Genomic DNA, 22,365 nt, shown 5'->3' with positions numbered 1-22,365 from the left:
GCCGCCCGTGCTGGGCCGCTCCTGTTCAACTGACCAACTAACCGATAGACCGGCGCGAGGTAATGCCACCGTCAACGGTCACAATCGTTCCGGACGTGTAGGCAGACTTGCTCGACGCAAGGAACACGAACAGTTCGGCGATTTCGTCCACCGTGGCGGCACGCCCGAGCGGATAGCCTTCGAGCAGCTCGGTATAACGTGACGCATCGCCCAACACCCGTTGGGCACGCACCTTGAGAACCTTGTTGATGCGGTCGGTATCTACCGGCCCGGGATTGACACCCACGACACGCACGCCGTCGGCAAGGCTCGGTCCGCCGAGTGCGCGTGTAAGGGCCATCAAAGCTGCGTTGCCGGTGGTGCCAGCGATGTAGTTGAAATCGAAGTTCTCGCCGCCATTGCCGATATTGTTGAGAATCACGCCGCTTCCACGCGCCTTCATCATTGGGTAGAGCGCACGCGTCAGATTGATGTAGCCGAACACCTTTAGCTCCCAACCTGCCCGCCATTTCGCCTCATCGACGTCCCACAGGTTGCCGCCTGGAATGCTCCCCGCGTTGTTCACCAGAATGTCCACGCCCTCGCCAAATTCGGTGACCCGCGACATCGCGCCGGGAAGAGACATATCAATCGGGAGGATGTCGGCCCGCACGCCGCATTCGGCTTTAGCGCGCTCTGCGACCGCAAGAAGCTTCTCTCCTGAGCGCGCAACGAGGCGCACGTCACACCCCTCCCGCGCGAATGCAAGTGCCAACCCTTCACCGATGCCCTGCGAAGCTCCCGTAATCAGAACTTGCTTGCCCTTCAGATTAAGTTCCATCTCTGTTTCCGTATGCGGCAGGCTGGCCGCTCGTTAAAATAAAGGCGCTCGCTCAATGGGCCGCAGCAAGACGTATCTCGTCGAGCGCGGCCGGATTGTCCAGCGCCGACAGGTCACCACTCGGCACCCCGCTATAGACGCTGCGAATAGCGCGTCTCATGATTTTTGAGCTTCGGGTCTTGGGCAACTGCGTAACGAGGTGAATCGCGGACGGCCTGAAAGGACGTCCCAGCCGCACGTCGACATGGGCGGACACCGCCCGCTCCAAGTCGGATGCTGCGCCTCGCCATTCGGGTGTCGGAATCATGAAGACGACGAGCTTCTGACCTTTGACGGCGTCGTCAACACCAATTGCTGCGACCTCGGCCACTTCCGGCAGCTCAAGGAGCACCTCCTCTATCTCCGCCGGCCCAACCCGCTTGCCCGCGAGCTTGATTGTGTCGTCCGAACGACCGAGCAGAAACCACGTTCCGTCCTCCCGGCGCGTTGCAAGGTCGCCATGTACCCACGTGCCGGGGACGGTACGCCAGTACGAGTCGAGATACCGGTTATCGTCCTGCCAGAAGGAGTGCGTCATGCCGACAAACGGTTGGCGGATAGCGAGCTCGCCGATTTCACCCACGAGTGACGCTCCCTCCAGGTTGATAACGTCGGCCGCGACTGATGGCGACGCAGTATTGAATCCCGCAGGACTGATAGGTTTGACCACGACACTCGAAAGCAGCGCACCAGACACTTCCGTGCCGCCGGTGTAATTGATGACTGGCGCGAGGCCGCTGCCAAAAGCCTTCTGGAACCAGACAAAATGCTCGGGGTCGATACCCTCGCCGGCAGTAATAAGCAGTCGCACCGTCGACACATCGCCCTGTGTGGACAGCGGCCCGTTCGCGGCCAATCCGCGAATCAGGGTCGGTGCCGAGCCGAAGTGCGTGATACGGTGACGCTCGACCAGACGAGACATCCGCGACCAGTCAGGGAAGTCCGGCGCACCGTCATAACAGACGAGCGTCGCGCCGCGCAGCAGCGCGCTCGACATGACCAGCGAGCCGGCAATCCAGCCCATATCGGCGGGCCAACAGAAGACGTCTCCACGCCGTACGTCAAAATGCACGGCTGCATCGTGAGCGATTTTCAGAGGGAAGCCGCCATGCGTATGGACTGCCCCTTTGGGTTTGCCCGTTGTCCCCGAGGTATAAATAATCATGAACGGGTCGTCGGCAGCCATCGATTCGGGTATCCCGACGGCATCTGAGGCAGCTAGCGCCCACCAGTGAAGCGACTGGAATGCCGCAGACTCTGCTGCCAATGGCACGGCTACCCCGGCCGGCTGCTTCCAGACGACGGTCTTGAGTTCCGGCAAGCGGACCAGCGCTTCATCCACCAGCTTGCGCGTGTCGACCCACTTGCCGCGCCGGTTAAAGCCGATGGTCGCGACAAGCGCACTTGCGGAACATGATGACAACCTCGATGTAATCGCGTCTACGCCGAAGCCACTGAACAGTGGCACCACGATGCCGCCGTTCCAGACGATGGCGAGCAGCGTGACCGTTGCCTCAATGCCGTTTTCCATCAACAGGCCGACCCGGTCGCCGCGCCGCACGCCCCTTTCGCGCAACCCTGCTGCGAAGGACGCCACTCGGGTAGCGAGTTCGGCAAACGTCACCCGCTCAGTCGCTCCATCTTCACGTTCTGCCACGACGGCATCGCGCGTCGCCATCTCCGGGTCGTCTGCCCACTTAAGAATCGATTTGACCCAGTTGAGCCTTCCACCGGGGAACCACGTCGGGAACTCCTGCCCACGGGAAGCGTCGACGTATTGCGTGTAATCCACGTCCCAGACGATGCCGCAGTAGTCCAGCACTTCTTTCCAGTATTCACCCGGCTGCGCGTTGGAGAACGCGAGCAGCGCGTCGTAGCTGGAAAGACCCAGGCGTTGTCGCAGCGCATCTACGTTCGACGCGGCGATGTAATCGGCGCTCGGTTGCCATGCATCTCTCAGGTAATCACTCATCGAATTTCCACGTAGAGGAAGTTAATTGGTTTGATGCAGAGAAGACAGGAGCGACTTTGCCCGTCGGAAAACAGGCAGGTCGACCATCTCTCCATCGACCGCAACAGCACCACCATGAGCCGCCTCGTACGCGGCAACAACCTTCTGTGCCCATTCAATTTTCTGACTGGTGGGGCTGAATGCGTCGTTGATGGCGTTGACCTGCTTCGGGTGGATGCACAACTTGCCGGAAAATCCGAACTGTAATGCCCGCGTGCTCTCGTAAAGGAGACGCGAGGCATCGGAAACTGCACGGCAAACACCGTCTATTGGACCCTCGAGCCCCGCCGCACGCGACGCGATGACGATGCGTGTGCGAACGTAATCGAGCGGCTCGTCCTCTTCCGCATTCAGTTCATGCGTCAGGTCGACCGTACCAAAGACCAGACGCTCAACGCCCACCGCCTGCGCAATCTGGTCAACATTCTGTACGCCTCTCGCGGTCTCAATCAGCGGCAATAAGGCGACGGCTGGCATGCGCGACGCGACGGCACCGACTATCACGCTATCGGCAGCCTTCGGCAGCACCACCCCGTCAGGGTGCAATGTATTGCAAAGCGCAAGGTCCTCCTCGAGCCACCCGGAATCGGCGCTATTGATACGGATGAGGATTCGCGTACCACTCGTCTGCGCCTGAGCGGATACGCTCGCCCAGCTGCTCCGAAGCTGCCGCCTTGCTTCATCTTTGGCGGATGTGACGACGGCATCCTCAAGGTCGACAATGACCGCATCAGCACCGGCCGCAATTGCCTTGCTATAGCGCTCCGGCCGGTCGGCGGGAACAAAAAGGTATGAGCGTTGAGACATCTGTTACTCCACAAGCTGTGAACGACTATCATCGCGTGTGGCCGCCGGTGCCTGCCCGTCAGACGGCTCGCCGAGTATCGCCACGCCCTCCATGGCAATCCGCCCTGCGTCTGTGCTGGTGCTGAGCAATACCTCCGCGCTTGCCCGCCGCCGCTCCGCCTGCACAGCGAATGCATTGGTATCGAGTAGCGGTGCGCGCCCCCGGAACGAGAACGATGCGACGCGCGCGTCAGGGAGCGAAGCGGCTAGCAGGTCAAGCATCAGGGTCGCCTGAAGTGGCCCATGTACAACCAGACCGGGATAGCCTTCGACGCCCGTTGCATATTCGCGGTCGTAGTGAATGCGGTGTGAGTTGAAGGTGAGCGCTGAGTACCGGAAGAGCAGCGTTGCTGATGGGTCGACGAGACGCTCCCATTGCGAGTCGCCCGCATCGTTGAGTATGCCGCGCGGCCCCGCGGACGCCACGCCTGTCTGTATCGAAGATGTCTTGACCTGTGCAGGCAGCGCCAGATTGTCACGGATTGGTGCAGCTTCCCGATATACGATGTCCTGCTCTTCCTCAAGCAGCAAGTTGCCGTCGTTTCGCACAATCGCGTGGTGGACCGTGACAAAAACGAGTCCGCCCGTGCTACCGGACTTTGCCTCGATATTCTTGATTGTGCTGGTGCGCGTCAGCGCATCACCCACACGCAACGGTTCGTGAAAGCGCAGACGCCCACCTGCCCACATGCGTCGAGGCAATGTAACGGGAGGAAGGAAATCACCGCGGCGGGGATGCCCATCGTCGCCCAGTGCCGCCTGTGCAGCGAATTCACCGAAGAGCATCCAGTGCGCTAGCAATGGCGCCATGTCGCCGGGCAGCCATTCCTTTGCAGGACGGTTAAGCGTTGCGTACAAACCCTGAAGAGGGGCAATGGACACGGTGTCCTTGGTGCGCCGTTGCCGCCCTACCCACTCATCAAACACCTTGCCCATCTGATTGTCTCCGTATCGCTTCGTCGCTAGCTAGGGCCGCGAATTGCGGCCGCTGTGCCGCGACTGTTTATGGAGTTCATGGTGCGTCGTATGAGGTGCCGAAGTCAACGCGGATATGCCAGACGTTCCGTACAGTGAAGAAGGTGTTTCTCAGACCACTCCCCGTGTGGCGCTCGCTCATCAACTTACCCTGCTTTTGACGGAATCGCGGTTTTCTCGTTGTACGGAACATATCTCGAGACCGCGTTGACTGCGTGAACAACGGCATTCATTGTGACTACGCGAATTCGACAAGACGAAAGGAGACACATCATGAGCATTTCGGCCATCGCGGTTCTCGCGCTTCTTCCTTGTCCGCTCGATACAACGGTGTTCTGACCATCCCCTACCGGCTCAACAATGACTCGTCTGATAGACCTCGAACAACTCCATTTCCCAGCATGGGTAAGGCCAGGCGATACCGTGGCCTGGGGCCAGTGCTCCGCGGAACCGGTCTCGCTGACAGGCCGTTTGATGGCACAACGCCATGCGATTGGCGGACGCTTCGCTGTGTTCATTGGCGCGACATGGGCTGACACGCTCGGGCCGCATCACGCCGATGTGGTCGACTTCAGGTCTTATTGTGGCGCAGCAAATAATCGTCGTCTCGCTGAGGCGGGGGTGCTCGATATTCTGCCCGCGCATTACTCGTCGTTTGAACAGCTCTTCGCAAGCGGACCGAGCCGTGTAGATGTTCTTCTGCTTCAGGTTGCGCCTGCTGACAACGATGGCAACTACAGCTTATCGGCAAGTCATGAATATCTTGTGCCGCTACTCGGTACCGCGCGCATTGTTATCGCTGAAGTGAACGACCAGGCTCCCTGGACCTTCGGTTCACGAACAATCCGCGCGGAAGACTTTGACGTGATGGTCAATACCTCGCGAGCGCTTCCCAATGCTCCCGTGTCAAAAGCAGGAGAAGCCGAGCGCGCGATTGCGGCTCGCGTCGCGGAACTCGTTGACGACGGCTCCACGTTGCAGTGCGGCATAGGCGCGCTACCCGAGACAGTCCTCTCGGCGCTCGCGAATCATCGCGCGCTGGGCATACATAGCGGCGCTATTGGTGACGCTGTCGCCTGCCTGATGCAGCAGGGCGCGGTAACCAACTCACGCAAAGGAATTGATACAGGTTTCACCGTGGCGGGAACAATCATGGGCTCCGACACGATTCACCGCTTTGCCCACCGGAATCGCCTGGTTCAGTTCCGACCTACCAGCTACACCCACGACATCCGGGTCCTCGAATCCCTGAACCAGTTTGTCGCGATCAATGGCGCGATCGAGATTGACCTTACAGGACAGATAAACGCGGAAACAGCGGGCGACCGCTATCTCGGCGCGGTCGGCGGGGCAATGGACTTCATGCGTGGTGCACGACGCTCGCGCGGCGGAATTCCCATCATCGTCCTGCCGTCGCGAGCCGGCGCGCGCGCTCGCATCGTTCCCCGCATCGAAGGACCCGTGAGCACGCCGCGCAGCGACGCCGCGGTCATCGTCACCGAGCATGGCGTTGCGGACCTGCGCGCGCTGCCGCTGTCAAAAAGAGTCGATTCCCTCATCGCGATCGCCCATCCGGACGACCGCGACGAACTTGAACGTGCAGTGTCCGTATCCGGGCGCCCGAACAGACAAAAGGAGATTTCATGAGACGCGCCGCGATTGTCGCGCCGGTTCGCACCCCCGTTGGCACCTTTGGGGGCAGTCTGCGCAATGTACCCGTTGAATCCCTGACCAATGCAGTGATTCAGGCCATCCTGCAACGCACGGGAATCGACCCGAATCGTATCGATGACGTGGTATTCGCCCAGTCTTACGCGAACAGCGAAACGCCTTGCATCGGACGGTGGGCCGCGCTGAATGCAGGCTTGCCCGTCAGCGTACCCGGTCTCCAGACGGACCGTCGCTGTGGCGGCGGCCTGCAGTCCATCGTGACGGCCGCGATGATGGTGCAGTCGGGTGCGGCAGACGTTGTGCTGGCAGGCGGCGTCGAGAGCATGAGCAACATCGAGTATTACTCGACCGACATGCGCTGGGGCAAACGCTCAGGTTCGACCCGTTTTCATGACCGGCTCGAACGGGGTCGCGAGCGCTCACAACCGGAGGAACGCTTCGGATACATCTCCGGGATGATTGAAACCGCTGAAAACCTCGCTGGAGAATTCAACATTTCGCGCGCACAGGCTGACGAGTTTGCAGCACGCAGCCACCAGCGCGCCGCCGCGGCCTGGGAGAACGGTCGATTCGACGAAGAAATCGTCCCGGTCTCCGTGCCTCAGAAGAAAGGCGAGCCGACGCTCTTCAATCGCGACGAAGGTTTTCGTGCTGACGCGACAGTTGAAAGTCTCTCGAAGCTGCGACCGCTCATCAAGGACGGCACCGTGACGGCCGGCAATGCAAGCCAACAGAACGACGCCGCTGCCGCGTGCCTCATCGTCGCAGAGGACAAGCTCGATGAGCTTGAGCTTTCTCCGATGGGGTACCTGGTGGGCTGGGCAGCGGCGGGTTGCGAACCGTCGAAGATGGGCATAGGCCCGGTACCTGCGGTCGAGCGGCTCTTCGCCAGTACCGGGTTCTCTTTCGACAGGATTGACCTCGTCGAACTCAATGAGGCCTTTGCCACCCAGGTGCTCGCAGTCCTCAAGGGTTGGCAGTGGAATGACCCGGAGCGGCTGAACGTCAATGGCTCGGGTATCTCACTTGGCCATCCGATTGGTGCAACCGGCGTTCGCATGCTCACCACCCTGCTGCACGAGCTGCGCAGACGCGACGCGCGCTACGGACTCGAGTCGATGTGTATCGGCGGCGGTCAGGGCATGGCAGCAATCTTCGAGGCTGCCTAAGCGCGTTTTTAGCAAAAAAAGAGGAGTTTTATCGTGAAGATTATTGTCCCCGTCAAGCGGGTTGTTGATTACAACGTGAAGGTCCGGGTGAAGTCAGACGGTAGCGGTATCGACATCGCGAACGTGAAGATGTCCATGAACCCGTTCGACGAGATTGCGGTGGAAGAAGCCGTACGGTTGAAGGAAGCGGGTATCGCAACCGAGGTGATTGCAGTGTCGTGCGGCGTCTCACAAGCGCAGGAGACGCTACGCACAGCGCTAGCGATTGGCGCGGACCGCGCAATCCTTGTCGAATCTTCCGAAGACCTGCAGCCCCTCGCGGTCGCGAAACTGTTGAAGGCGCTCGTCGACAAGGAACAGCCGCAGCTCGTCATTCTCGGCAAACAGGCCATCGACGATGACTCAAATCAGACCGGTCAGATGCTCGCAGCGCTTGCAAATCTGCCGCAGGCGACGTTCGCCTCGAACGTTGTCATCGCTGACGGCAAAGCCATTGTCTCGCGCGAATTAGACGGTGGGGCTGAAACACTTTCGCTGACACTGCCCGCTGTCATCACGACGGACCTGCGCCTGAACGAGCCGCGGTACGTGACGCTGCCCAACATCTTGAAGGCGAAGAAGAAGCCGCTCGAAACCATCAATCCCGAAGACCTCGGGGTTGACGTGACACCGCGCCTGAAGATGCTGAAAGTCGCCGAGCCCACCAGGCGCTCCGCTGGAGTGAAGGTGCCGGATGTGAAAACACTCGTGAGTAAGCTGAGAACGGAAGCGAAGGTGCTTTAAGAATCGGCTTCGGATGAACTCCGCAGGCCCGGAGAATTTCGCATGCTGTGCACGTTAAACAGAGAAATTGTGGAGATGTAGTAAATGGCGAATCTGGCGAATCTGGCGAATCTGGCGAATCTGGCGAATCTTGTAATAGCTGAACACGACAACGTGTCGATTAAAGTGGCAACGTTAAACACCATCGCAGCGGCGCAGGAAATCGGCGGAGATATTCACGTGCTTGTGGCCGGTCATCACGCACGAGCCGCGGCAGACGCAGCGGCAAAGATAAAGGGTGTGGGCAAGGTGTTGCTTGCCGACGCGCCCCAACTTGAAGCAGGTCTGGCAGAAAACGTCGAAGCTACCGTGCAGAACATCGCGAAGGACTACACGCACATCCTGGCTCCCGCCACCGCGTACGGCAAGAACATCGCACCGCGTATTGCCGCAAAGCTTGACGTTGCACAGATAAGCGACATTACCGCGGTCAATGCGGCAGATACGTTCGAGCGCCCGGTCTACGCGGGCAACGCTATCGCGACGGTCCAATCCGTTGACCGGGTAAAGGTCATTACCGTCCGCACGACTGCTTTCGATGCGGTCGCGACGGAAGGTGGCAGCGCAAAGGTCGAAAAAATCGAAGCGGCAGGCGAGCGCAGTATCTCCCAGTTTGTCAGCCGTGAAGTGACAAAGCTCGACCGACCTGAACTGACGTCGGCGAAGGTCATCGTATCGGGCGGCCGGGGGCTGGCCAGCGGTGAAAACTACACGAAAGTCCTTGAACCGCTCGCCGACAGGCTCAATGCCGCGCTGGGTGCGTCGCGCGCAGCTGTCGATGCGGGCTATGTGCCGAACGACTACCAGGTAGGTCAGACCGGAAAGATCGTCGCACCGCAACTGTATGTGGCTGTCGGTATCTCGGGCGCCATCCAGCATCTTGCCGGCATGAAGGACTCGAAGGTCATCGTTGCCATCAACAAAGACCCGGAAGCACCGATTTTCAGCATTGCTGACTACGGTCTGGTGGCGGACCTGTTCGAAGCCGTACCGGAAATCGCGGCACACATTTAATCGTTGGACAGCATTCAGGCGCAGGTATCACTTCGGGCCATCCCGGCCCACACCCATGGGACCGACGGCGGCGAAGAAGCGCCCGGTTCTGAGTCAGGAGACACTTTATGAACAACCCGAGAGGTTTGGAGACCGCAACACTGGAGACCGTGCCTGAGAAGGCGGCCCCTATGTCGCGGGCGATATGGGCGGCATCCATCGGTACCGCCTTCGAGTGGTACGAGTTTGCCTTGTACGGCTCGCTGGCAACCGTTCTCGCGGCGAAGTTCTTCTCGGGCGTCGATGCCGGGACGGCCTTCATTTTTGCGCTGCTGACATTTGCTGTGGGCTTCATGATGCGGCCGCTTGGCGCGCTCATCTTTGGTCGCATCGGTGACATGATTGGCCGCAAGCGCACGTTTGTAGTCACCATCTGCATGATGGGCGTAGCCACCGTTGGCGCCGGTTTGCTTCCGACCTACGCATCAATTGGCATCGTGGCTCCCATTGTGCTCATCTGCTTGCGCATCCTGCAGGGCCTCGCGGCGGGCGGGGAATACACAGGTGCGCTGACTTATGTCGCCGAGTATTCGCCGGGGCGACGCCGCGGTTTGAACATGTCGTGGACCACAGCGGCAACGACGGCCGGGCTCCTCCTGTCGTTCCTTGTGATCCTCGCCGCGCGTGAAATTTCGGGCGATGCATTCGACGTGTGGGGTTGGCGACTTCCTTTCATTGGCTCGATCATCATGCTCATCATCTCGCTTGCAATGCGCTTGCGGATGGAAGAGTCACCAGCGTTCAAGAAACTTCGCCTAAACAAGCAACTCTCGAAGTCACCAATCAGGGACACGTTCCTTGATGCAGGCAACCTGCGTCGGCTTGCCGTCGCCTTCGGTCTCTGCGCCGGCATGACCTCCATGTACTACATGGCTGCACTCTATCCGACCTTCTTCCTGACGCAGACGTTGAAAGTGGACCCGAAAACAGTCAATACGGTCGTGCTACTCGCAACGGCCGTCTGCCTGCCGATGTTTCCACTTGCCGGTTGGCTGTGCGATCGAATCGGACGCAAACCTGCCCTTTTTATTGGCTTCATGGCAACAGCAGTACTGCTTTTCCCAGTGTTCCGCGGGTTCGAACACTTTGGCAATCCCGCACTGGCAGCCGCGCAGTCAAATGCTCCCGTCACGGTCGAGACTGATCTCTCACGCTGCTCGCTGATGTTCAACCCGCTGGGCAACCGTCGTTTTTCCTCGCCGTGCGACACAGCTAAGCAAGCCCTGGCGACGGCCGGAGTGAGCTATAGCGTCGTGGACAGCAGCAGCAGCTCAACCGCTACCGTCATTCAGGTTGGGAGTGGCAAACTGCAAGGATATGACGCCGCCGGCCTCTCGGCATCAAATGCGAAAATGCAAGCTACCCATTTCGCAGGACAGTTGCGCGAATTGCTGACGGCTCAGGGTTACCCCATCCACAGCGACCCCGCAACCTTCAATGGGCCCATGGTGTTCCTGCTGCTGGTCTTATTCTTCAGTTGTTCGATACTGACCGTCATGACGATCGGACCCGCACTTGTGGAGATGTTTCCGACCCGCATCCGGTACACGTCGATGTCGGTACCCTACAACCTGGCGACCGGCTGGGTTGGCGGACTACTTCCGACGTTTGTGTTTGCCATTTCCGCACAGACTGGCGACATTTTCTCGGGCTTGTGGTATCCGCTAGGCTGGACCTTGGTTTCGCTGATTGCCCTTATTCTCTTCTTCCGTGAAACACGCGACGTCGATATTACCGAGTAGTCACCTGCACCGCATTGCAAAAAATGGCCGCAGGTGCGCAGTGCACCCGGCCATTTCAACCTTCTACCATTGAATGAACTTACTTTCGTTAGTGCATATGAGACGTGCGATACCTTGCTCACGGTAAGCCTTCCACGTCCGCAAGCAAAGCAGTGACTTTGGCAGCGGCCATCTTCAATGACGGAACAATACGCCTGCGCAACGCCGCAATGTTCGGTTCAACCTCGACAGCGCCGCAGCTAAGCGTCATCAAGGTGCGCTCCCGGCCCACTTCGATGGGCAGCGCGATTCCATATGCATCGCGCTGATATTCGCCGATTGACATGCATACGCCAGTCTCTTCGAGATCCTTGAACGCCTCATCGATTCCAGACAGTACGCTGTTGGCGTGCCGGCCGGTTGCAGCCTTGATCAACTCGATGCACGACCGGCGTTCGGCGGCAGGCAGTCCCCATAGGTATGCACGCCCCACCGACGTTGAGCCCATTGGCAACAACGATCCAACGCCAAGTCGCAACGTTGCAATTCGCGCTCCTGTGCAGTATCCGATGTAGAGCATGTCGAGATGGTCGGCTGTCGCCAGCGCAACCGACACATTCAACTTGTCGGCCAACGATTGCATGATCGGCTGCGCCACCTGAGTAATCGGATTTACCTGAAGATAGGTGTGGCCGATGCTCAGTGCGCCCGTCGCAAGTTCGAACTGACGCCCCCCGCCTACGCGCCGTAGAAAACCCACCCGGATCAACGTGGTGGTGAGCCGCGAAATTGTCGCTTTGGAATGTCCCGTGCGGCGCACCAGTTCGGCGTTCGACAGCGGCATGCGCTCGGCATGAAAGGCGCGCAATACCGCTAGTCCGCGCTCCAACGTCATGGTCACTTTGGTCGTCTCGTCCACGTGTCAAGGATCCAACGGATCTATAAGGTCGACTCACAAGGAAAGCGCCGCGCTATTCAGTAACCAGCGCCCGGTCCTGCAACAAGGCGGCAGTCGCCACGAGGCGTGGCCCAAGCTCACGTTCCACGCGTGCGCGACCCGTTTTCGAACTGCGTCCCACGCACGCAAGAACAAGCGGAGTGTGGTCGGCAATGGTGAGAGGTGCGGCAACAATGACGAGCTCGGGCTCCCAATCACCGAACGAAGCACAGAAGCCCTGGTTCTGCACCTGCGAAATTCCTTCGCCCATTCGGCGGCGCAGATGCGACCACTGACGGCCCATTTTTCGCTCGATGTTGCCAAGCAGGTAAAACCGCTCAAGTTCCGGCAGCGCGGCGAGCAACGCCCACCCCATAGGAGAGGACGCGATGCGCAAGCGCATGCCAGCGGAGAGTTCGAGATTGGGAGATGTCAGCTTGCTCGCGCAGGTTTCCAGAACGATGACATCGAGACGATCGCGCATGGCCAGCACGAGATAGGTGTCGCTCACATCAGCAAAGCTTTGCATTTCGACACGCGCCAGTCGTTGAACGCTCGAGTGCGCGATGGCTGCATATCCTAGCGAAAGGACCGAAGCTGCGAGCCGATATTTGCGACGCTCAGCCGAGTACCGCAGATAGCCGATTGCAACAAGAGAGTGGAGCATTCGCGAAACGGTCGCAGTCGGGATACCCGTTTCGAGCGCGATCTCCTGGTTGCTCATCCATGGCTGTCGGGGCGTGAAGGAAGAAAGTATCGCGAGGCCGCGAGCGAGAGGCATCACCATCGTGCCTTCAAGGCGATGATCGCGGCTGGTCTCTTTGTCGGACGATACAGCTTCCTGCGCCCCATCTGTCAGCGCCCCGCTAGCGGAAGTTGAACTTTTGATCGACGACATTGGCGGGGTTGCTCCGATGACGGCACCGAGTCGCTGCGCGCGCACCGACTGCTCAGAATGGGTGGCGGCTGACGGACGGTGCCGGAAACTGTAGTGCTGCATTTATATGCGCTACGCACGTGGCTCGTGCGAGATTTCTACGTGATATTAACCGACGCACTCGACGGCCGGTCAATTCATTACATCAAGATGTTCCGTACAATGAAAAACTCATAGGATTGTAGGGGCCGGCAGTTGGCCGCCGTAGCGCTGGGATAAGCGGTCAATCGGGAACAAAGTCGAAGCGACGAAGTACGGAACGCCGTGCTCAAACACCATTGCGCTGAGATGGGCTTCCGGGAATGAAAATGGCAAGTCATACGAGTGACGCCTCTGGGTTGACCGTATTCGCACTTAGAGAGTCGGTACCAACGCGCCAGAGAGAGCATTGCTGAAAGGACCCATTGGTCTTGTCGCGCCGCCCGCGATGCCATATGTCGCCATGTCTCCGTCATTATTAGCCCTCCGGGTCCAACCTCGTCATCGACTACGCACTCCGTCAACGCGTCGCATTCGGCATTGCAGCCAAACGGGACTGGAGTCATGATTTTCTTCTGAGGTGAAGCAAAGATCAATCTGACAGACGCACGTTCCGCGCAACGAGAAAACTCTTTCTCTGCATAGCCGATGCGCACTCTATGTCCATCGCAAGGAAAGGATCGTGTGTGGCGTGCGAGGGTAGTTTCGCGATTGCGCTTCTACTGGCACGAGTCGGCGAATGGTTTGGTGACTTACTGGTCGAGAGCGAATGACGAAGCAGGAACGCCCGCGCTACTGACGGGCAGCGGCATCAATGCCAAGGAGGTAAGAAATGGATTCCACCAACGAGGGGGTACGCTGGCACTTCGATACACGGAAAGGCCGCATGCCGGAACACCAGCACGCGGCCGCTTTTCCGTAGCTCTTAAACAGCCGTCCAACCGCCATCAACTCCCATCGAATGACCCGTGACGAACGAAGCGGCATCCGACAGAAGCCACTCTGCTGCCTTCGCAATTTCTTCCGGCAGTCCTACGCGGCCCACTAGATGTTGCGCCTTGTATTTTTCAAAGTGCGATGCGTACTCGGGGTCGCGCAGCGCTTCCTTGACGAGCGGCGTCATGATCAAACCTGGCAACACGGCGTTGACACGGATGTTGCGACAGCCGTAGTCCACCGCCGCAGCCTTGGTGAGTCCGATTACGCCGTGCTTCGCGGCAATGTAATCCGCGGCGCTCGGCACGGCTACGACACCCAGCGCAGACGCAGTATTCACAATCGAACCGCCGCCCGTTTCCAGCATGGCTGCAATCTCGTGCTTCATGCAAAGAAACGCGCCTGTGAGATCGACGTCGACGACGCGCTGCCATTCCGTCGCGCTGATGTCGTGAAAGGATTTATGACTTGGAGCAATACCGGCGTTGTTGAAGGCTCCATCAAGTTTGCCGTATGCCGAGATCGTCTGTTTCACGAGCGCCGCCACGCTCGCTTCATTCGCAATATCTGTCTTTACGAACATCGCCGTGCCACCTTGAGCACAGATCTGGCGGACAGTTTCTTCGCCGTTCGTCGCGTCGATGTCGGAGACGACTACACGCGCGCCGGCCTCAGCGAAAATCAGGCTTGCTGCGCGCCCGATTCCGCCGCCTGCACCAGTCACGATGATTGCACGGCCGTCCAGGGTTCCTTGCATGTCTACCTCTCAATCCGTTTGTGTCGTCGAGGCCGTCAAGTCAGATTCCTGCCGGCCTTTTGAAACGAAACTTAACGCTCACACAGCTGTCCAGCCGCCGTCGACTCCCATCGAATGTCCCGTTACGAACGACGCAGCATCAGACAGCAACCATTTCACCGCCGCAGCGACCTCTTCCGGCTGCCCAGGGCGCCCCACCAGATGCTTGGCCTTGATCTCATCGAAGTGCGCGGCATAGGCCGGGGCGCGAAGTGCTTCCACGACGATGGGCGTCATGATGAGTCCCGGCAGTACTGCGTTGACCCGGATACCCCGCGTGCCGTAGTCGACCGCCGCTGCCTTAGTCAGGCCGATCACACCATGTTTGGCCGCAGTGTAGTCGCCCGCGACCGGCATGCCCACTACGCCGAGCACCGATGCGGTGTTCACAATGGCGCCGCCACCGCGTTTGAGCATCGCTTCGATTTCGTACTTCATGCACAGGAACACGCCTGTCAGGTCCACATCGATCACCCGTTGCCACTCTTCCAGGCTGATCTCGTGCAGCACTTTATGACTCTGTGCGATGCCCGCGTTGTTGAACGCGCCATCGAGCCGTCCGTAAATAGTGAGTACTTTCTCGACCATTCCCGCGACGCTGTCTTCGCTGGCAACGTCCGTCTTGATGAACATCGCCTTGCCGCCCTGCGCAGCGACCAGTTCGACCGTTTCCCCACCATTCTTTTCGTCGCGATCAGACACGACGACCCTGGCACCCGCAGCGGCAAGCGAAAGACTAGCCGCACGGCCTATGCCGCCGCCTGCGCCCGTGACAATAATTGCGCGGCCGTCCAGTTCCTTGTCCATAACTTCCTCCATGTCTCAAATCGGGATGTAATTGCACTGCGGTGACCAGCCGTGCTGCCCCATCAGCGTGGGGCGAACTCACGGCCCTGATTCGTCATTGCGGTCGATTCAGTTGCGACGCGTCGACATATACGCGGTAATCCGTGATGAGGCCATGCTCGTTCACGTTCAAAACATCGACGAACGGAGCGTCGAGCTTTTGACCGAGGCCATCGACGTACTGGACGCGTCCTTCACAAATGGCCACGCCATCAAGCGACCAGAAACGTTGCGCCGTATGTGCAATCGAAGTCAGCGACTGAAGGACTGACGTCACCACGCTCACAATCGGATCACGACCGAGAATCGCGTCGCCATTGCCAAAGACGAAACGTGCATCGTCAGCGAGGAAGGTTCCAAATTCAGCCATGTCTTGTCGATCGATAGCTGACAGCATGTCGCGAATTTTATGTTCCATAAGTCTTTCTGTCTCCATGAAGTTATAGAAATGCGGCCGGCAACCCTGTTAAAAAATGCTTCCTGAGTCCACATGAATGGCGATCGTCGTCCGGTGCGATTTATCCGTCTTTCTTCGATTGCGCAGTACTACTATTTTAATAATTGGTGAAATTCTCAATCCTTTAACGCCGACATCTTGTTCGAACAGAATCCAACTCGCGGCGCAGACCGCTGCACATCCGCTACCCGGTGCCCGGCCTGCGCTACGCCGTCTTAAACCTGATTCAGCAGCGCTTCGCCCTCTTTCAACCTGCGACAATTCTCGACCAGCACGTCGATGCTGCGCGCGAGAGTCTGAGGCGTGAGCCATGCCACGTGAGGGGTAGCAATGACATTCGGCAATCCGAGCAGCGGGTTGTTCTCGGTGACCGGTTCCGTTGCGAACACATCCAGCCCTGCGGCTGCCAGCTTGCCCGACACCAGCGCGTCGAGGAGCGCGCGTTCGTCGATCAACTCACCGCGCGCGGTGTTGATGAGAACAGCGCCGCGCTTCATTGTACTGAGGGCCGTGGCGCCTATCAGCCCACGCGTGTCCGGCGTTAGCGGAATGTGCAACGAGACTATGTCGGCCTCTTGAAGCAAAGCCTCGAGCGACGCCACCTTCCGCGCAGCGTCATCTGACGCCGTATGGCGGGCGTAATAGATGACCTCCGCGCCGAGCGCGGCTAGGGCCGCCGTCAGCTTGCTCGGTATTGAGCCATATCCAACGAATCCCACAGTACGGCCCGACAGTTCACTCACGCTGTCGTATGTGTCCGGTGGCAGTTCCCATCCGGCACCGCGACGGCTGGCATTGTCGAGAAAGCCAAGCCGCCGCAGCGACGCCAGCATTAGCGTCAGCGTGTGTTCCGCGACGGCCTGGCTGTTGCAACCAGGCATATTGGCCACTGCAATGCCAAGAGAGCGGGCTGTCTCAAGATCGATCGTATTCACGCCTACGCCGATTTTATGCACAAGCTTCAGTTTCGGCGCCGCCTTGAGGACCGCCGCAGTCACGGGCGTCAGGACGTGAAGCAGGACGTCGGCGTCTTCAAGTTCGTGGCGCAGCGCATTCGCATCGCTTTCATCCACGAAGGCGATGTCGAGCCACTCGGGCGCGCTCGCAAGCAAGGCCTCACGGAAGCCAGTGCTCGCGCGATATTGGAGCACGGCTTTCATGCATGGCTCCGCACCGGCAAAGCGGACCAGCCGGCAAAGGTGGCGCTAGCGCCGAGTTGCTCCTCAATGCGAAGGCCCTCGTTCCACTTCGCCATCCTCTCGGAGCGCGAGAACGAACCAACCTTCAACTGTCCGGTGTTCCAGCCGGTTGCGAGATGAGCGATGGTGGTGTCTTCGCTTTCACCGGACCGGGCCGACACGATCATCCCCCAGCCAAGCTTCCTCGCGGCCTCCATCGTCTCGCGGGTTTCTGTGACGGTGCCCGCCTGGTTGGGCTTAAGCAGCACGGCATTGCACTGGCCCTGCGCCGCAGCAACGCTCACCCGCGCCGCATTGGTGACGAGGAAGTCGTCGCCGATGACCTGCACGCTGTCGCCAACCGCCGCCGTGAAAGCGCGCATTCCTTCTGGGTCGTCTTCACCGAACGGGTCTTCGACAGAGACGATTGGATAGCGCTTCAGCCAGCCAAGCATGACATCGAGCCATTCGCCCGTATCGTACTCCCGGCTCTCGAGCGCCAACTTGTAGCGCCCGTTCCGGCCAAATTCGGAGGCAGCGATATCGAGTGAGATTGCCACCTCATCGTGCCGGTACCCGGCCCGCTCGATGGAACGCGTCAGCATCTCCAGCGCCTCCTCGTTCGAAGAGAACTCCGGCCACCATCCCCCCTCGTCGGCCACACCCATCCGGCGGCCGAGCGAGTCCATCAGATCGCCTGCAGCGCGATAGACTTCCGCCACCATGCAGAGCGCTTCGTCAAAGCTCTGGGCACCAAGCGGCATCACCAGAAAATCCTGAATATCGGTGCGACGACCAGCATGCGCGCCGCCGCCGAAAATCTGGATCTCCGGCAGTGGTAGGCGCACTTGCTCACCTGCTGCGAGGTATCGCCACAATGGCATACTAGCGGCCGCAGCAGCCGCATTCAACACTGCCATCGAGGTTGCGATGGTGGCGTTGCCGCCAAGGCGTGCCTTATTCGGCGTCCCATCGAGAGCGATCAATGCAGCGTCCACACCGGCTTGGTTCATCGCGTCCATGCCGGTCAGCGCGGGGGCGATGATGCCGCTGATGTTGGCCAGCGCACGCTGCACATCAAAGCCGGCCAGCTTCGCGCCACCGTCGCGCAAATCGATCGCCTCGTTGCTGCCGCGCGATGCACCCGCCGGAGCGATACCACGGCCACGTGCGCCGTCAGCCAGTTCAACATCAACTTCAACTGTGGGTCGGCCACGCGAATCCCAAATGCGACGGCCGATAATCTTCTTGATCGTTGTTTTCATATCTGTTCCTTGCTCCAACGGTTCCGGATAGCGTCTAGCGTTCGCGGCGTGTCGATCACAAATTGTTTTGCAAAGCGCCGCACTTTTGCACGGCCTTGTTCTGTCTTCAAATATTCCACGGGAGACTTCCCGTCTACCCTGGCAAGCAGCAACGCCGGCAACAGTCTCGCTGCGCGGGCTTCGAGTGCAGCAGCATCTTCCCAAGTTGCACCGGCGAAGTACGCATCGTTGAGCGCGTCGAAGCAGGCGAGATAGCCAGCGGCCGAGTCAGGGCGGATTACACATTTGAGCAGCAGATGTGTCAGGCAAAACGCAACATCGAATGCGGGGTCGCCATACCATGCGCATTCGGCGTCGAGGAACACCGGGCCGGCTTTGCCCACCAAGATGTTCTTCGGGCTTACATCTCCGTGAACGAGCGCGCGCCGCGTTCGCGCCGTGTCATCGCTCAGTTGTCTTAGAGCTTCTGCGCAGTCCGGATTGACCGTCGCGGTCGCCAAAAAGTATGGTTCCAGACGCAATGCGAAGAAGTTTGCATCAGTAGAAAACTCGCTTGCCAACGCGCTGTCGTCCGCAGTCGCACGATGAATCGTTGCGAGCGTCGTGCCCACTGCACGGGCGGTCTCCACACTTGCGACGCCACCCATCAGATCCCCCTTCCACAGGCGATAGTCGTTTGGCTCCAGAAAGGTCATTGCGAAAGCACGGCCCTCTTCATCTTCGCCCAGAATTGACGGAACGCACCCTGGAACCAAGGTTGTTGCGAGCCGCATCCATGCCACTTCTGCCGCATTGCGTTCAAGCGGCGCCGACCAGTCGGCCTCGACCTTGAGTTTGGCGAGGGCTCGCTTTACACAGAACACCCCCGTTGAAGTATCGACGCGCACGATTTCCGAGGAAACGCCGCCCGTCAACGGCGTCAGCACTGGGTGCTCAGCCGGACGGACGAGCCGCATCCTGCGTAACGATTCCAAAAGCGCGAGCGCGCTATCCGCTTCCAACGCAACTTCCATCCCACCATCTCCCGTCATTTGGTCCGTGTTGACACCACTATAGCCATGAAGGCACACGTGTGCAATAAAAATAATGCAGGCTGAGGGATCGTTGTTGACGACCGCCCGCCACCGGCGCGGCGCATCGATGACTACCTCTCTTCAGGATATTTTTCGAGAACGAACACTTTGACAAACGAAGTTTCAGCTCCGATAATGGGCACACGTGAATCCTTTGTCTTGCCTCGCTACATAAGGGGGTCAGGCCGCTTACCACTGGAGCATCGTATGAAAATTATCCGCTTCCAACAGGACGAACTCATCGCATTCGGCAACCTTCGAGATGACGGCACCATCGAATATTTCTCAGGCTCACCGTTTGAGGGAAACGCTCACCTGACCGGCGAGTTTGTTGCCCTCGACAGCGTGAAAATCTTGTCTCCGGTTGCAAGGCCGCGCATCTTCGGCGCTGGCTTTAACTATGTCTCGCACATCAAGGAGACCGGATGGAACACGCCTACGCGACCGGCGCTCTTTGTAAAACCAGAATCGTCACTGGCGGGACCGAACGACCCGATTGTGTACCCGTCATCGGGTGAGGTGGTGCACTACGAGGCCGAACTCGTCGTGGTGATCGGCCGTACCGCAAGGCGCGTGTCGGAAGCAGATGCGCTTGACTACGTGCTCGGCTACACCTGCGGCAACGACGTTAGCGAACGGGTGGTCCAGAAGGAAGAAATGGCATTTGGATGTCTGTTTGCCGGTAAGGCATTTGATACATTTGCACCGCTGGGTCCCGTCATCAACACCGAACTGGATCCGTCGAACCTGAACATCATCGGACGCCTGAACGGCGAAGTAGTGCAGAACGGCAACAGCTCCGACCTGCTCTTCTCGGTGCCGTACCTGGTTGCTTACTTGAGTTCCTTTATGACGCTGGAGCCGGGCGACGTCATCATGACGGGCACGCCTTCCGGCGTCGGAGAGATCAAACCGGGTGACGTCTTCGAAGTTGAAATTGAAGGGATTGGGGTGCTCTCCAATCCGGTGATTGCTGACCGCTAGGAGGCTGTGTCGGTTGGATCCTGCCGGCGGCCGGAATCGAGCCGCCGAGGTTCCATGCTATAAAAGCAACTATAAATAACACGGAATGCAGGTAACCAACATGTGGAGCGACGCAACGTCCGACCGCAAGGCACCCACTCGTGGCGGCTCGGGAGTGACCATTCGAGACATTGCGCAGGCGCTGAATGTCTCGCATACGACCGTTTCCCGCGCGCTCGCGGACAGCCCGAAGATCAGCGAAGAGACAAAAGCGCGCGTTCGCAACGCCGTCGAGCAACTCGGTTACGTGCCGTCCGCGTCCGCGCGCATGATGCGCGGCGGTCGCAGCTCACTCGTCGGACTTGTTATCCCGGACATCCAGAACGATTTCTATGCGACGGTCGCAAAGAGCGTTGCCGACGCACTTGCCGCGCGCTCGATGCATCTGCTGCTGTCCGTCACGGACGACAACAGTGACCGCGAGTTACGCGAATTGCGAGCCATTCTGGAAACCCGCCCTGCCGGCGTCATCATCGTCCCCACGGCCTCGCCACGCGCTGAGACGCTTGCGCTCCTCGAAAACGTCGAAACAGTCCAGCTTGTGCGGGTCGCCGCGCGCCTGACGTCGCAGGCAGTCGTCATCAACGACCGAGAAGGCATCCGGATGGCGACCCGGCATCTGCTCGCATACGGTCACAAGCGCCTTGCGTTCGTAGGCGGTGACGCTTCGCTTAGCACAGGACGTAACCGCCTCGCAGGTTTCGAAGATGCTCTCAGTGACGAAGGCCTAAAACCAGCAGCAGTGGCGCTCGGCGCGCCAAGGCCGGAGTTTGCGCGACATGCCGTCACCAGCATGATGTCGGTACGAAACCGGCCGACCGGCCTCGTGCTCGGTAGCGCCGAACTCACGTTGGGCGCACTACAAGCGCTGCGCGCGTTGCACCTCGACTGGCCACGCGATGTGTCCGTCGTCGGATATCACGACCCCGCCTGGTTCGAACTGGCGGTCGGCGGCATCACCACGGTTCGACTACCTGTACAGGACATTGCGTCTACTGCGACGAGCGTGCTGCTGTCCCGCGCGCTCGGCAACCATCCGGACGGAGAGCACGACGATCAATCGGCAAACATCGAATTCGCACCCACGCTAATTCTCCGCGGATCGACTGCCCCGTACGTCGGCTAGCGCGTCGGCAACACCTTGCATGCGCAAAGCCGGCCCATCTAGCGGCCGGTCTCGTCTGCCGTGTAACCCGAGATCAGTTGCGCGTGGTTGCCCACTTTCTAAGCTCACCGTGCGCGACCATCTCCGCGCGCAGCATGAACTCCTCGGCTGAAGGTGGCGAATAGCATAGTTCAAGATTCATACCGCTGGGATCTTTCAGGTAAAGCGAGTGAAACGCCCCGTGGTCGACGTAAGTGCATGCATAGCCCTCACCCTCGAGTTTGGCACGAAAGTACTCAATCGCTTCATCGCTGTCGACGTTGACGGCAATGTGATGGTGATAGACAGTTGGCACCGTGAACGATGGCTTGCCGTCGTAGAAATCGGGATAGTCAAAAAATGCGAGCGAACTGCCATCTCCCATTTCGAAGAAGAAATGGCAGTACGGCGATGGCTTGCCGGTGAACACTTCGTCGGGAATGCGCAAAGCGATCGTCATCGGCATTTCAAGAATGTCTTCGTAGAAATGACGTGTCTTCTCGACATCGTTGCAGTAGTACGCATGATGATTGACCCCGCGGACCCTGTTCTTCGAACGGCGGGCGATGCCACGCTCTCTATCCTTCAGGTCGATCGTGGCTTCACCGACCGCACCAAGAACGTTCTCTTCCTGATTGGACATTTCTTGTACTCCTCCGATGGACTT

The 22,365-nt window shown here is 59.2% G+C and carries 20 protein-coding genes; 7 read left to right on the top strand and 13 right to left on the bottom strand.

What is annotated here, in order from left to right; genetic code table 11:
• Positions 1–37 precede the first annotated feature (37 nt).
• Genes ACZ9H4_RS29500 through ACZ9H4_RS29485 form a run of 4 tightly spaced genes read right to left on the bottom strand, consistent with a single transcriptional unit; the run spans position 38 to position 4,652 of the window.
• Positions 38–820: an SDR family oxidoreductase gene (locus ACZ9H4_RS29500; RefSeq protein WP_476122208.1), complete on the bottom strand. Its 783-nt coding sequence runs from the start codon at positions 818–820 to the stop codon at positions 38–40.
• Between the two features lie 52 nt (positions 821–872).
• Entirely contained in the window at positions 873–2,831 is a 1,959-nt protein-coding gene (locus ACZ9H4_RS29495) for an AMP-binding protein (RefSeq protein ID WP_476122206.1), read from the bottom strand.
• 21 nt (positions 2,832–2,852) lie between these two features.
• Positions 2,853–3,677: an HpcH/HpaI aldolase/citrate lyase family protein gene (locus tag ACZ9H4_RS29490; protein WP_476122204.1), complete on the bottom strand. Its 825-nt coding sequence runs from the start codon at positions 3,675–3,677 to the stop codon at positions 2,853–2,855.
• A gap of 3 nt (positions 3,678–3,680) precedes the next feature.
• Complete coding sequence (locus ACZ9H4_RS29485) at positions 3,681–4,652, bottom strand: HTD2 family dehydratase (protein WP_476122202.1); 972 nt, start codon at positions 4,650–4,652, stop codon at positions 3,681–3,683.
• 399 nt (positions 4,653–5,051) lie between these two features.
• Between ACZ9H4_RS29485 and ACZ9H4_RS29480 the strand changes: the two genes are divergently transcribed.
• The 5 genes from ACZ9H4_RS29480 (at position 5,052) to ACZ9H4_RS29460 (ending at position 11,148) form a co-directional block, all read left to right on the top strand.
• Positions 5,052–6,338: an acetyl-CoA hydrolase/transferase family protein gene (locus ACZ9H4_RS29480; protein ID WP_476122200.1), complete on the top strand. Its 1,287-nt coding sequence runs from the start codon at positions 5,052–5,054 to the stop codon at positions 6,336–6,338.
• Complete coding sequence (locus tag ACZ9H4_RS29475; protein WP_476122198.1) at positions 6,335–7,531, top strand: acetyl-CoA C-acetyltransferase; 1,197 nt, start codon at positions 6,335–6,337, stop codon at positions 7,529–7,531. Before ACZ9H4_RS29480 ends, ACZ9H4_RS29475 begins: the two co-directional genes overlap by 4 nt.
• A 33-nt stretch (positions 7,532–7,564) precedes the next feature.
• Positions 7,565–8,314, top strand: coding sequence for an electron transfer flavoprotein subunit beta/FixA family protein (locus ACZ9H4_RS29470; protein WP_476122196.1), 750 nt, complete (start codon positions 7,565–7,567; stop codon positions 8,312–8,314).
• 120 nt (positions 8,315–8,434) lie between these two features.
• Positions 8,435–9,367 (top strand): electron transfer flavoprotein subunit alpha/FixB family protein, encoded by a 933-nt coding sequence (locus tag ACZ9H4_RS29465; RefSeq protein ID WP_476122304.1) that lies wholly within the window; start codon positions 8,435–8,437, stop codon positions 9,365–9,367.
• Positions 9,368–9,474: 107 nt separating this feature from the next.
• The gene (locus tag ACZ9H4_RS29460; protein WP_476122194.1) at positions 9,475–11,148 is read left to right on the top strand and encodes an MFS transporter; all 1,674 of its coding nucleotides are present in this window, start codon (positions 9,475–9,477) and stop codon (positions 11,146–11,148) included.
• Positions 11,149–11,266: 118 nt separating this feature from the next.
• On the opposite strand, the gene ACZ9H4_RS29455 is transcribed toward ACZ9H4_RS29460, so the two are convergent.
• The 8 genes from ACZ9H4_RS29455 to ACZ9H4_RS29420 all read right to left on the bottom strand — a co-directional run bounded on the left by ACZ9H4_RS29455 (position 11,267) and on the right by ACZ9H4_RS29420 (position 19,471).
• Entirely contained in the window at positions 11,267–12,046 is a 780-nt protein-coding gene (locus ACZ9H4_RS29455; RefSeq protein ID WP_476122192.1) for an IclR family transcriptional regulator, read from the bottom strand.
• A gap of 52 nt (positions 12,047–12,098) precedes the next feature.
• Positions 12,099–12,962, bottom strand: a complete 864-nt coding sequence (locus ACZ9H4_RS29450; protein ID WP_476122190.1) for an IclR family transcriptional regulator — start codon at positions 12,960–12,962, stop codon at positions 12,099–12,101.
• Positions 12,963–13,905: 943 nt separating this feature from the next.
• Entirely contained in the window at positions 13,906–14,673 is a 768-nt protein-coding gene (locus ACZ9H4_RS29445; RefSeq protein WP_476122188.1) for a glucose 1-dehydrogenase, read from the bottom strand.
• A 78-nt stretch (positions 14,674–14,751) separates the two neighbouring features.
• Positions 14,752–15,519 (bottom strand): SDR family oxidoreductase, encoded by a 768-nt coding sequence (locus ACZ9H4_RS29440; RefSeq protein ID WP_476122186.1) that lies wholly within the window; start codon positions 15,517–15,519, stop codon positions 14,752–14,754.
• 94 nt (positions 15,520–15,613) lie between these two features.
• Positions 15,614–15,976, bottom strand: a complete 363-nt coding sequence (locus tag ACZ9H4_RS29435; RefSeq protein WP_476122184.1) for a nuclear transport factor 2 family protein — start codon at positions 15,974–15,976, stop codon at positions 15,614–15,616.
• A gap of 254 nt (positions 15,977–16,230) precedes the next feature.
• Entirely contained in the window at positions 16,231–17,175 is a 945-nt protein-coding gene (locus ACZ9H4_RS29430) for a 2-hydroxyacid dehydrogenase (protein ID WP_476122182.1), read from the bottom strand.
• A complete protein-coding gene (eno, locus tag ACZ9H4_RS29425; RefSeq protein ID WP_476122180.1) occupies positions 17,172–18,458 on the bottom strand; it encodes a phosphopyruvate hydratase in 1,287 nt (428 codons plus the stop codon). The genes ACZ9H4_RS29430 and eno overlap by 4 nt, the downstream gene beginning before the upstream one ends.
• Entirely contained in the window at positions 18,455–19,471 is a 1,017-nt protein-coding gene (locus ACZ9H4_RS29420; RefSeq protein ID WP_476122178.1) for a phosphotransferase family protein, read from the bottom strand. The genes eno and ACZ9H4_RS29420 overlap by 4 nt, the downstream gene beginning before the upstream one ends.
• Positions 19,472–19,738: 267 nt before the next feature.
• Here ACZ9H4_RS29420 and ACZ9H4_RS29415 point away from each other — a divergent pair, with 267 nt between their 5' ends.
• Positions 19,739–20,515 carry a fumarylacetoacetate hydrolase family protein gene (locus ACZ9H4_RS29415; RefSeq protein ID WP_476122176.1) on the top strand — a complete coding sequence of 259 codons (777 nt, stop codon included), beginning with the start codon at positions 19,739–19,741 and terminating at the stop codon, positions 20,513–20,515.
• A 154-nt stretch (positions 20,516–20,669) separates the two neighbouring features.
• Positions 20,670–21,680: a LacI family DNA-binding transcriptional regulator gene (locus tag ACZ9H4_RS29410; RefSeq protein ID WP_476122174.1), complete on the top strand. Its 1,011-nt coding sequence runs from the start codon at positions 20,670–20,672 to the stop codon at positions 21,678–21,680.
• A 73-nt stretch (positions 21,681–21,753) separates the two neighbouring features.
• Here ACZ9H4_RS29410 and ACZ9H4_RS29405 read toward each other — a convergent pair whose 3' ends face one another.
• Entirely contained in the window at positions 21,754–22,341 is a 588-nt protein-coding gene (locus ACZ9H4_RS29405; protein ID WP_476122172.1) for a VOC family protein, read from the bottom strand.
• Between the last annotated feature and the right edge of the window lie 24 nt (positions 22,342–22,365).

The organism is Paraburkholderia sp. TE9906, from assembly GCF_056279605.1.
Note: the sequence above shows the minus strand (reverse complement) of the source record. Positions and strands in the feature narration are given on the sequence as shown.